The organism is Saprospiraceae bacterium (assembly GCA_016710235.1).
GTDB lineage: Bacteria > Bacteroidota > Bacteroidia > Chitinophagales > Saprospiraceae > Vicinibacter.
This window is the reverse complement of the sequence record JADJLG010000001.1, coordinates 3429079-3441352: the sequence shown is the minus strand read 5'-3', so window position 1 is coordinate 3441352 and position 12274 is coordinate 3429079. Positions and strand designations below refer to the sequence as shown.

Sequence of the window (12274 nt, the reverse complement as noted above, 5' to 3'; positions counted from 1 at the left end):
ATGGAAAAATTATTAGCAAAATCTGGTCCAGAGTGGACATCCTTAGAAGACCACTTGCATCAAGTAGCAATTTCAACTGTTGCTTTTGCTTCATTTCTAGGTATGTCACAAGAATTGGCATATAAAGGTGCTATTTTACATGATATAGGTAAGGCACACCATGAGTTTCAAAAAAGATTAAAATCGAATGCCAAACCCGATAAAGTTTTTAGACATGAGATTGCATCACTGTTTTTTATTTCACTTTTTCCTGAATCAGAGCAAAATCATTTAATTGAAATGGTGATTGGTCATCATAAATCTATAAAAACGGGGGACGGTGTTGGTGAGCAAGGTATTTTGGATTTAGATAATACCGAAGATTATGAAGATTATCATTTAGGCAAGTGGGAAGACTGGAGTGCTAAAGCAATTGAATTACTAAAACAATTTGGAATAAAAACAAGGGAAATTTCTAGAGATCAAGCTTTAGATAATCTAAAAAATGTGGTTGATTATTGTAGGTATCAAGTGAAACAAAAAGGCTATTCAGAATGGAGAGGTTTGTTAATGGGTGCAGATCATTTTGCATCTGCATTAATAAGTTTAACTGAAGACGAGCTAAAAAATTGTTTTAAGCAACCAAACTTAAATTTTTATGAAAGAATTCATCCGCTTTATCCTTTATCACAAATTTCCGCTAAATCAAGTAAAAAGCATAGTTTAGTGGTAGCATGCACTGGTGCAGGTAAGACAGATTTTCTGTTTAGAAGGTGTACAGGTAGGGTTTTTTATACTTTACCTTTTCAAGCATCAATTAATGCAATGTTTAATAGAATTGGTAAAGATTTAGCTGCGGATAATCCTAACCTAGATATTAGGGTGCTACATGCATCATCTTCGGTTATTAAAAGAAAAGGAAGTGTGGAAGAAGTAGCTTTACAGTCGCTATTTGGTTCATCTATAAAAATTTTAACCCCACATCAGTTTGCTTCAATTGCATTTGGCTTAAAAGGGTATGAAGCCTTGATATTAGACTTAAAAGGTTGTGATGTTATTTTAGATGAAATACATACATATACAGGAGTTTCGCAAGCAATTGTAATTAAACTTGTTGAAATTTTAAAAAGCATTAATTGTAAAATCCATATTGGAACTGCAACAATGCCATCTATACTTTACAATAAAATTTTAAGTTTATTGGGTGATGATGTGCTAGAAATAAGTTTACCAAAAAAGGAATTAGAAAAATTCAATAGGCATAAAACATTTAAAATAAGTTCATTTACAGATTCATATCTCATAATAAGTCAAGCAATTACTCAAAAACAAAAAATCTTGATTGTATTAAATAGGGTTTCTAACGCACAAAAAGTATATGATGAAATTTGTCAATTATACCCAAGTGTTGATAAGATGTTATTGCATAGTCGATATAGGCGATACGATAGAAATCAAAAAGAAAAGGAACTTATTGGATTGGATGTAAATGGTGAAACTATCAGCAAATTTAATACAGCTTCTGATGCATGCATTGTGGTCTCTACTCAAATTGTAGAAGTAAGTCTTGATATAAGTTTTGATGTAATGATTACTGAAACTGCACCACTTGATGCTCTAGCACAAAGATTTGGTCGAATTAATAGAAAAAGGACATTGGATACAATAGGCCAAGTAAATAATGTTTTCGTCATAGCGCCACCAGATGACATTAAATTGGCACTTCCATATAATTTGGAAGTACTTAAAAGAACTTTTGATGTTTTAAATGATGGTGAAATCTTTGAAGAAAAACTCTTACAGGAAAAAATTGATCAGGTGTTTCCAAGTATTGATTTTATGGATATAGAAGAGCATTCTATCTTCAAGTCAGATGGTAAAATATCTATAAACAAACTCACTCATAGAAGTAAATCAATACTTTTTGAATTATTAAATATTGATTCTGTTTCATGTATTTGCGAAGCCGACTTAGAAGAATATGACAATTCAGATTTCGAAAGAAGAATGGAGTTAGAAATTCCAATTAGATATTATAATGTAGCAAAAATGAATCAATCTTTAAAAGGAAATAAACCATATATTATACCTGATAAAGCATATTCAACAGAACTAGGTTTAATGGCTTCAATGATAAAGGAAGAAAATTTTGACTTTAAATATCAATTATTATGATCACAGCAGTAATAGGAAGAACTTTTTTAAACGCCTATAATAATAAATAGCTGAATTCAACATTTAAGTGCGACAAGGTTCAAAAATACTTCATTTGGTGTTTTGTAGCCTAATTTTTTTCTTGGTCGATTATTTATTTGGGATTCAATTCGATCCAAGTCAGTTTGCTTGAGCATGGAAAAGTCTGATTTTTTTGGCAAGTATTGTCGTATTAAACCATTGATATTTTCATTGCAACCTCTTTCATAAGCGGAATATGGATGAGCAAAGTATATCTTAGTATTCAATGCTTTTGCCAATGTTTGATGATCTGCATTTTCTTTTCCATTGTCTAATGTAATTGTATGGCATAAGTTTTTATATTTTTCAATTTGCAACTGATTGTTTTGGCTGTGAATTTAGCTTCTTTGGACTCCAGCTTAATGATCTTGACAAACAAGGATTTTCTTTCCACCATACTGGCAATTTGGGACTTATGATTCTTTCCTACTATAGTATCTCCTTCCCAATCTCCATACCTTTTTTGAGATTCAACAATCTTTGGTCTATCTTCAATACATACTCTGTTTTTGATAATTCCCCTTTGTTTATAGGTATTTTTGCGTCTTCGCCTACTTCTGTGGGAATGTCTTAAATTACTCCATAGATCACCTCCTTTCCTTTTATCTTCATATACATATTGATATATGCACTCTTTACTAACCCTTTCATACTTATCAATATTCGCTCGACCTTCGATTTGCTCTGGGCTCCACTTGATTTTAAGTAATTGATCCACTTTGCTTTTAAGATCGCTTGTAATTTTATTCTTCCTTCCCTTTCCTTGTGCTCTCTGTTCACTCCGATCCTGAGCTCTTGCGCTTCCATATAACTTGTATGAACCAGGTGAAGAGTTTCTATCGAGTTCCCGATATATAGTGCTTCTATGATATCCTAATTCCACAGCAATCTGAATAATGCTCATTCCTTGCCTTTTAAATTGTTCAATTAATACCCTTTGAGGGTAGGTGATTTGTTTATACATTTGTGTACAGTTAAAAATCTTGAGGGGAAAGTACCTATTTTTATAATAGGTCTTTCTCCAAAAGAATGTTTTATTAACTGTCGCACTTATTTATGGAATCTAGTATATAAAAAGGAATTATCGCCCAAAGAGTTCTTTATAGAGGAGTACTTTGAATTATTTTATAATCATCCAAAATATTTGCAATGGGTTACAAACTCTCCCTTTGTACAAATGAAAAGTGGACAAAAAGTTCATTTGCTTAACTCTGAGGAACGGCTTTTAAAATTGGAAGAATTACATTTTAAAATTGAAAATGAAACTCCTGATGGTAGTTTTGTGTTGGGTTACCCAGCATCGACAAAAAAAGAATTCAATTCTACATCAAGTCTAGTTAGTGATATAACAATTCCAACTTCAAAAGATGAAATGTATTTGTCATGGTTTGGACATAGTTTGTCAATTGGAGTTGGTGCATATAATTTGCTGTTTAATGAACCAGAGATATTGCTAAGTATATATGATGGGTGGAAAATTTATAGAAAAATTTTAAACGATCCACTTTTAACACATATGGGGGGAAATCAAGTTATTACCTGGAATGGACAGTGGACAACTTATTTTTTTCATAATGATTTCGAAGAAGGTTTTGATTTTACAAATCTTGAAGATTTTGGCTTTTTCAAATCAAGTGATGGTATTCTTAAAATCGACACAATAAAATGGAGCAGGTTATTTTTTTCATTATCAAAGAAAATTCCAAATAAAATACTACTTGCTTACGTATGCAATATTTCTGATACAAATAAAACTGTTGGTTTTATACCTTTTCAATTAAAATCAGGAGTGAACTTAAAAACTATTTATAGAAAACTCACCAATGATGCTTCAATAACTCCTGAAAACTTTGATATATTATTTGGGATGAACTTCAAAAGAGCTTGTGAGCTGGGTAGTATTGGATTACATGCTTTAAGACCTGATGGGCTCGTAAAGTATATGAATGAAAACAAAAATATTTCATTCAAAAATGATGGCGATAAAATTAATTATTTCATTTATAAAACATGGTTAATAGCAATGATGTCAAAAAACAAAGAAGAAGTAAAAGAATATACGGTAGAACTGGCAAAGACCATTTTGAGGTATAGAAATTCGGGCACGAAAAATGACCGAAAAAATTTAGTTGAAAAAGAGCTTTTTGAAGCCAAATCGAAAAAAGGGTTTATCGAACATTTGACTACAATGGTTAAAGATTTAGATGAACATGATTTGAGTCAAGTAAAAAATCTTAAAGATGAAATTCATTTGATGACGAATGAAGAGTTTGGATATTTTTCCACTCTCTTAAAATTTGATTACGCATATTTAGAAAAACAATCATAATCTTAACACACAAAATTATTAAATAATGAATACAATTTATATTAGAACTTTAAAGAGAGCAGAACACACTGTATTTTGTGTTGCTGATGGACAAAAAACCTATTATGATTCGCAATTCAAAAAGTACATACCTTTTTCAAGTGGGCAACAAGTTAAAAGATCACTAATAGACAGCTTGTGTGATTCAATTAAACAAGCGCCTTCTCCAACTACTTTTTTATTTGATGTAAATAGGCAAAAAGAACTAAAGGAAGGAGAAGTGTATGGAACATGTGATCCAACTTATGCTGATCAGTTAATTGGAGGATGGATGAAAGCATCCAAGGGTGGTTCTGAAAGGACATTAAAAAGAAGAAGTCCACTTTCTATATCGGCAATGAGAGCTTTACATCCATTATTAGCAGGAGTCGAGAAAGAAGCAGGTTCTTTTGATAGAAGCGAAAGACCAAATAATGTTGTGATCGTAAGAGACGAAAATGGGAATGAATTAACAAATGAACAAATTGTCGAGTTTCTGGATGGAAAAGATAGAAGCTTGAGTCGTAAATGGTTGAATTCTTCAGACAGAGTTGTTGGATTATTTGTTGTAGATTTTGCTATTGATTTGAGGAGATTATTTTCTGTTACAATCAATTCTTTTGAACCAGAAATGAGTAAATCTACTATTGAGAAACTTAAAAATGAAGGATGGATTGAGTCATCTAATGTTTTTGGTCCTTCTCTCACCGTCCCTAAAGAATTAAGACAGAGTTGGATTAAAGGTTTAGCTAAAGCAATAATTGATTGGCGGATTACATCTAATCAATCACGTGCTTTTAGTTTGATGGATACACTTGCCATTTCAATAAGTGACAATGCAAATACCATAGCTGGAAGCATAAGAGCAAAATTGTCAGAGGATGATTCAAAAAAAGCAGATCCAATTATTGACGAAAATCTAAAAGGAGTCGAAACTTTTATAACGCTACAGGCTGGTGCTTTTGTACTTACAAAAGGTGAAAAAGTTGATGCTCTTGAAAAAGCTGAGCAACATCTCATCAACTTGATGATGGCATTTGATTATGAGAACCAATAATTATTTTTTTATAACCCTTGTAAAGCAGCGATTTACAAGGGTTATAATATTTTTCTTATAAAAATACCAGCATTCCTCATGTCCAAGCAAACCTTACAAAAATTCCTAAAAACACTCGATCGTGATCAAATAGCAGAGTTTGTGATGGAAATGTATTCAAATTCAAAACCAGCTAAGCAATACATCGACCACTTCCTTAATCCAGAAGTAGGCGCAGAGGCCATTGAGAAATATAAAAAAATCATCGAAAAAGAGTTTTATCCTAGAAATCCTATGAATGCAGGCCTAAAATATTCTGTGGCAAAGAAGGCCATTAAGGAATTTGCTGACTTAAAACCTGATCCAATCTTCTTAAGTGAGCTGATGCTATATCTCCCTGAGTTAGCAAGCAAATTCACGCATGACTATGGAGATATGACGGAACAGTATTATATAAGCGCTGAAAATAATTTTAATGCAGCTTTGCGATATATTGCTAAAAATGGGCTTTTAAAGCACTTCAAAGAGCAGGCAAAAAGTTGTGTTCAATATGCATCCCGTTGTGGATATGGCTTTAGTGATGCGATGAATGATATCTATTATAGTTATTATTAAGAATGATAGACCATGACCATCACTGCTACTCACGTCAATTACTACCACATCTGCCATCGCAAGCTTTGGTTATTTTCCAATGGCATCCATATGGAGCACACTTCAGACATCGTCACTGAAGGTAAACTCATCGGCGAATCAACGTATATGGACAGAGCTGTCAAATATACAGAATTACAGCTTGACGGTATCAAGATAGACTATTATGATGCGCGCAATAAAGTGGTCCATGAAATAAAAAAGAGCGATAAGATGGAAGCTGCGCACGAGGCTCAAGTCAAATATTATCTGTACAAACTGAAGCAACAAGGTGTAGATGGTGCTACCGGCATACTCGAGTATCCAAAACTTAGGCATACGCAGCAAGTAATCTTGACAGAAGAAGATATCAGGTTGATCCCATGCTGGGAAGAAGAAATCGAATTGATCATCGCCCGGTCGCAGATACCTAATGTTATCCATAAAACCATCTGTAAAAAATGCAGCTACTATGAGTTTTGTTATGTATAATATTTCATTGTGATCATGGCAGCTATACATGATATGACCATCCCACTGCTACCTGATAGATACTATCATATATTTAATCGCGGCATCAACAGAGAAGCTATATTTTTTAATGCAGAGAATTATAGTTACTTCCTCAGGAAATATGCAGAAAGAACGAACGGCTACTTGAAGACCTTAGCTTACTGTCTCATGTATAACCACTTCCATCTGATGGTGCAAACTTGTCCGGTGAGCGAAATTACATCACAAGCCCAAATCGATTTTGCTACTGTCAATCAAACTTTCTTAAAAGACTGCGCGCTGCCATGGTTAAGTCGGATGAATTTTGATATAAGCTCGATGAAGCTGTCACAGCTTCAAGATTTGACAAATTTCAAAAATTTGTTAAATCTTTATGATCATCTTGGTGACACCCAACATAGTGAAGACCTAAACCCTACAGATTTGTCAGGTTCAAACTTTCTAGATCAGTTGTGTTCTTGGATTTTGTCAGAGAGCTTGCGAAGTTTTTTCTTAGGCTATGCCAAGGCAATCAACAAACAACAGGAGCGGACGGGAAGTCTTTTTCAAAAAGGTTTCAGACGCAAGTTGATCGCTGATGATCTCGAACAAAAAAAGCAAGTCCTTTTTTATATTTATCACAATCCAATTCACCATTTCATCACTGACAACTATGAAGATTATCCCTGGAGTAGTTATAGGAATTTCAAATCAAATGCTGCTACCAAATTGGAATATGAAACAGTGTTGAATTGGTTTGGATCTTCTGAAAATTTTATTCGTTATGGGACCCAATATAGGACACTTAAAGGTCCTTCCAATTGGTCAATAGATGAAGATTAAATTATGAAGCGTAGCTACTATCTATTCAATGACGGGCGCATGAGCCGCAAAGACAATACGCTTTGTTTTGTAGCTCGAGACAAAGAGGGCCATGAACAGCCTGCAAAGTATATCCCAATTGAGACCATCGAATCGATGTATGTTTTCGGAGCCTTAGATGTCAATGCAGCCTTACTCAACTTGCTTGGTCAGCAGAGTATAACTCTCCACTTTTTTGATTATTACGAGCACTATACCGGTTCATTTATGCCTAAAGAATATCTGTTAGCCGGTAAAATGCAGATAGAACAGACAAAAGCTTACCTCAACAAAAAGAAACGATGTCATCTTGCTTCCCGTTTTGTAGAAGGTGCTATGTATAATATCGTAAAAAATTTAAAGTACTATGACCACCGCAATCGAGAGCTTGATCCATATATTAAGTCTATTGAGGACAATGTCGCTCAACTGGGACAAAGCAAGGATGTACCATCTATCATGGGAATCGAGGGAATTTGCAGACAATCCTACTATCAGTGCTGGAATCAGATATTGCCAGGCTTCGAGATGAAGGAACGAACAAGGCAGCCACCTTCGAACGAAGTCAATGCACTGATTTCATTTGGCAACATGATATGTTACACGCTTTGCTTATCAACAATCTACCATACACAGCTTAATCCGACGATTAGTTTTCTGCATGAACCCGGCTACAGGAGATACTCACTTGCCCTGGACATTGCAGAGATATTCAAGCCAATCCTTGTGGACAGACTTATCTTCAGAGTACTCAACAAAAAAGAAATCCAGTCTGAGGATTTTGATAGCAAACTGAACGGATGCTATCTTGCTGCGGCAGGTAAGAAGATTTTTTTGAAAGTATGGGAAGAAAAACTTGCGGAAACCATTAAGCACAGGACCCTCGGTAAGAGTGTAAGTTTCAAACAATTGATAAGATTGGAATGCTACAAAATCTCAAAGTACATATTGGGAGATACTCCGGAATACGAACCCTTTAAAATTTGGTGGTAATGTATGTGATTGCAATATATGATGTAGGAGAAAAGCGGGTGGCCAAGATGTTGAAACTTTGCCGTCAATACCTGATTTGGATTCAAAACTCTGTTTTTGAAGGAGAGCTGACTGAAGTCCAAATCCTGGAATTAAAGACAAAAGCAAAATCCGTGATGAATCCCGGTGTGGACAGTTTCATCATTTTTAGCAGCAGGGATTCGAAGTGGTTATATAAAGAAATTATAGGGAAAGAGCGCAACAGTACCGACAACTTTCTGTAATTTTAATGTATAGAAGTTCTTTGACATGTAGTTTGATTTTTTTTTGAACATAGCGAGGTATGTGTATGATGGCGAAGCAGTTTGTATACGTCGATTCCGGTTCTCAGATATTCATATTGTCGTCGATGAAGCTTGATTCTGTTTGTCCAATCACTTGTTGAATAGATAAAAACTTTGAACCTTGTTCTAAATAGCTGATTCTTAATATATTGTACTAGTCGTCGGTGAAAGGCCTAAATCGAGTAATAGAGCATCGACGCAGAAAAGCCTAAGAATGCAAAAAAATGCAATGTATAAGATATTGAAAAATAGGTATATTTGACTTCTTTGATAAAGACTTTTAATCGCACCATTTGTGGAATTGAAATCAAATAATAATTTGCCCGAAGGGCGCCTATTTAAGCTTTTAATCGCACCATTTGTGGAATTGAAATCAATGGAGGATTTCTTCATAAGGCACTGCTTATATTACTTTTAATCGCACCATTTGTGGAATTGAAATGTCGCTTGTGCCTCTCGAGGCGTTGTCTGATGTAAGCTTTTAATCGCACCATTTGTGGAATTGAAATGCAAATGGATATATTTTATAGTAAATATCAAAAGCTCCTTTTAATCGCACCATTTGTGGAATTGAAATGACGTTCCATTGGCATTAAATAATGTTACAGTAGAAACTTTTAATCGCACCATTTGTGGAATTGAAATTTTTTATACAATACCCAAGCTGCCCATATTGCACACCTTTTAATCGCACCATTTGTGGAATTGAAATCGACCAAAACAGTGTTTACCCTTAATAATCCTGTTGCTTTTAATCGCACCATTTGTGGAATTGAAATTCAATAAGTTTATTTGCAATAACTACGATTACATTACTTTTAATCGCACCATTTGTGGAATTGAAATTGTGTTGCGTCTGGATTGGATGTTAAGCTCCAATTACTTTTAATCGCACCATTTGTGGAATTGAAATCATTTTGTTAAAAATGGCTTTGTGCAAGCAGCAAGCTTTTAATCGCACCATTTGTGGAATTGAAATTCATATTTATCACACCACGCACCAATCCTAACCGTCTTTTAATCGCACCATTTGTGGAATTGAAATAACATCCCAGAGACCAGTGCATGCCGTAAATAATCCTTTTAATCGCACCATTTGTGGAATTGAAATCGAGGATCGCACGCTGCATAAAACTATTGTAAGCCGCTTTTAATCGCACCATTTGTGGAATTGAAATTAGTTTTTGTCGAATAAAACAGAATAAGATTTCATACTTTTAATCGCACCATTTGTGGAATTGAAATTGTGGGCAGACGACACAAAGCAATCCAGATTCTTGTTCTTTTAATCGCACCATTTGTGGAATTGAAATGTAACATACGCTTGGACGAAAGGAGCAGCAATTTCTTTTAATCGCACCATTTGTGGAATTGAAATAATACAGGATTTATCAAAATTTGCGATTGGCTTTGCTTTTAATCGCACCATTTGTGGAATTGAAATTGACATATAATAATGTGAACTGGGATACGAAGATGACTTTTAATCGCACCATTTGTGGAATTGAAATTTAAATAGCACATCATTATACTTAGATATTACCTTTCTTTTAATCGCACCATTTGTGGAATTGAAATTAGATAATAAAATAACAAACAACTGAAATAATAACAACCTTTTAATCGCACCATTTGTGGAATTGAAATGAATTTACATGTGATGCCGTATTGACTGAAAATCAACTTTTAATCGCACCATTTGTGGAATTGAAATCCAAACGGTTTGTTGGCAGTAGTGCTTTGTTGTTCCTTTTAATCGCACCATTTGTGGAATTGAAATCTTGTTATTGACGTAAGTGTTCTGTTTACTCCTATACCTTTTAATCGCACCATTTGTGGAATTGAAATGTATTAAAAAATATCAGATCCCAGATCTGGATCATTCTTTTAATCGCACCATTTGTGGAATTGAAATGCATCATTTGGTCGTGACGCTTGGCAAGATACATTCTTTTAATCGCACCATTTGTGGAATTGAAATTCAATTTTTGCCGGAACAATCGTACATGTTTTTTCAACTTTTAATCGCACCATTTGTGGAATTGAAATATAAATTTGAATGGTGATAATTGCATTGGTCTAAATACTTTTAATCGCACCATTTGTGGAATTGAAATTTTGTAAGTACATTTAGTGGATGGAATGGATATGAAAGCTTTTAATCGCACCATTTGTGGAATTGAAATCTTGCATCTATATTTACGAATCCATTTTGATTTGTTCCTTTTAATCGCACCATTTGTGGAATTGAAATATGTCATTAGTATATCCAGCAGCCGTACATATATTTCTTTTAATCGCACCATTTGTGGAATTGAAATATCTCACAGGACTATTTCAGTTTTCGGATCTGGACGCTTTTAATCGCACCATTTGTGGAATTGAAATTCATTTATGGTTAGACTTGGAGCGTGGTGTGATAAACTTTTAATCGCACCATTTGTGGAATTGAAATACCTGAAATTTATACAGATACCGTTAGTCGCAAGCCCTTTTAATCGCACCATTTGTGGAATTGAAATGGTCCAAGCTTAGATGAAGCAAACAAGAGGGCAACTGCTTTTAATCGCACCATTTGTGGAATTGAAATAATGGCTTAATCATTCCATTTCCAATTGAAGAAAATCTTTTAATCGCACCATTTGTGGAATTGAAATGGCCAAAGCAATGATGTAAATAAATATCTTAAAGACTTTTAATCGCACCATTTGTGGAATTGAAATAGCAAAACGCCGCTTCTCGGTGCCCTGAACGGATGCTTTTAATCGCACCATTTGTGGAATTGAAATAGCAAAACGCCGCTTCTCGGTGCCCTGAACGGATGCTTTTAATCGCACCATTTGTGGAATTGAAATATTGAAACGGCTTGAATCAGTTGCCGAGGAAACGGCTTTTAATCGCACCATTTGTGGAATTGAAATAGCGTTAGTTGCAATTTTACAGCCACCTTCTAATTGCTTTTAATCGCACCATTTGTGGAATTGAAATAAATATAAAGTTGCGCTAAGACGCTCTTGTAACTTTTAATCGCACCATTTGTGGAATTGAAATTAACTATGTAAAACTAGTTTGTCAGTCGCAACCTGCTTTTAATCGCACCATTTGTGGAATTGAAATCCCAAACGAATGGCGTTCAAGTCGTCCTCGCTGACCGCTTTTAATCGCACCATTTGTGGAATTGAAATGAAATAGTAGAATTTACAGGAAATACAGTAGTTGTCTTTTAATCGCACCATTTGTGGAATTGAAATTCTGGAAATGCTGGGACATATTATCAAAAAATAATAGCTTTTAATCGCACCATTTGTGGAATTGAAATCCGGCAGCATCTCTTTGAGATTATTCAACACTGTGCTTTTAATCGCACCATTTGTG

10 protein-coding genes and 1 CRISPR repeat array (1 of these 11 cut by a window edge) are annotated in these 12274 nt (G+C 34.5%); of the genes, 8 read left to right on the top strand and 2 right to left on the bottom strand.

What is annotated here, in order from left to right; all coding sequences use genetic code 11:
* Positions 1-2154: a CRISPR-associated helicase Cas3' gene (gene cas3 / locus IPI99_13700; GenBank protein ID MBK7341556.1), complete on the top strand. Its 2154-nt coding sequence runs from the start codon at positions 1-3 to the stop codon at positions 2152-2154.
* A gap of 56 nt (positions 2155-2210) precedes the next feature.
* Here cas3 and IPI99_13695 read toward each other — a convergent pair whose 3' ends face one another.
* Both IPI99_13695 and IPI99_13690 read right to left on the bottom strand, forming a co-directional pair.
* The gene (locus IPI99_13695) at positions 2211-2531 is read right to left on the bottom strand and encodes an IS30 family transposase (protein ID MBK7341555.1); all 321 of its coding nucleotides are present in this window, start codon (positions 2529-2531) and stop codon (positions 2211-2213) included.
* Entirely contained in the window at positions 2486-3178 is a 693-nt protein-coding gene (locus IPI99_13690) for an IS30 family transposase (GenBank protein ID MBK7341554.1), read from the bottom strand. The genes IPI99_13695 and IPI99_13690 overlap by 46 nt, the downstream gene beginning before the upstream one ends.
* Positions 3179-3220: 42 nt before the next feature.
* Between IPI99_13690 and IPI99_13685 the strand changes: the two genes are divergently transcribed.
* From IPI99_13685 to cas2, 7 genes are all read left to right on the top strand, one after another.
* A complete protein-coding gene (locus IPI99_13685; GenBank protein ID MBK7341553.1) occupies positions 3221-4543 on the top strand; it encodes a hypothetical protein in 1323 nt (440 codons plus the stop codon).
* A 25-nt stretch (positions 4544-4568) separates the two neighbouring features.
* Complete coding sequence (locus IPI99_13680) at positions 4569-5618, top strand: CRISPR-associated protein Cas7 (protein MBK7341552.1); 1050 nt, start codon at positions 4569-4571, stop codon at positions 5616-5618.
* 78 nt (positions 5619-5696) lie between these two features.
* Positions 5697-6212, top strand: coding sequence for a hypothetical protein (locus IPI99_13675; protein ID MBK7341551.1), 516 nt, complete (start codon positions 5697-5699; stop codon positions 6210-6212).
* Between the two features lie 12 nt (positions 6213-6224).
* Complete coding sequence (gene cas4, locus IPI99_13670; protein MBK7341550.1) at positions 6225-6722, top strand: CRISPR-associated protein Cas4; 498 nt, start codon at positions 6225-6227, stop codon at positions 6720-6722.
* Positions 6723-6737: 15 nt separating this feature from the next.
* On the top strand, positions 6738-7565 hold the full coding sequence (locus tag IPI99_13665; protein MBK7341549.1) for a hypothetical protein: 828 nt from the start codon (positions 6738-6740) through the stop codon (positions 7563-7565).
* 3 nt (positions 7566-7568) lie between these two features.
* A complete protein-coding gene (cas1b, locus tag IPI99_13660; protein MBK7341548.1) occupies positions 7569-8576 on the top strand; it encodes a type I-B CRISPR-associated endonuclease Cas1 in 1008 nt (335 codons plus the stop codon).
* Positions 8576-8839, top strand: coding sequence for a CRISPR-associated endonuclease Cas2 (gene cas2 / locus IPI99_13655; protein ID MBK7341547.1), 264 nt, complete (start codon positions 8576-8578; stop codon positions 8837-8839). The genes cas1b and cas2 overlap by 1 nt, the downstream gene beginning before the upstream one ends.
* Before the next feature lie 337 nt (positions 8840-9176).
* Positions 9177-12274: a CRISPR direct-repeat array (repeat unit 31 nt; unit sequence CTTTTAATCGCACCATTTGTGGAATTGAAAT) (it continues 477 nt past the right edge of the window).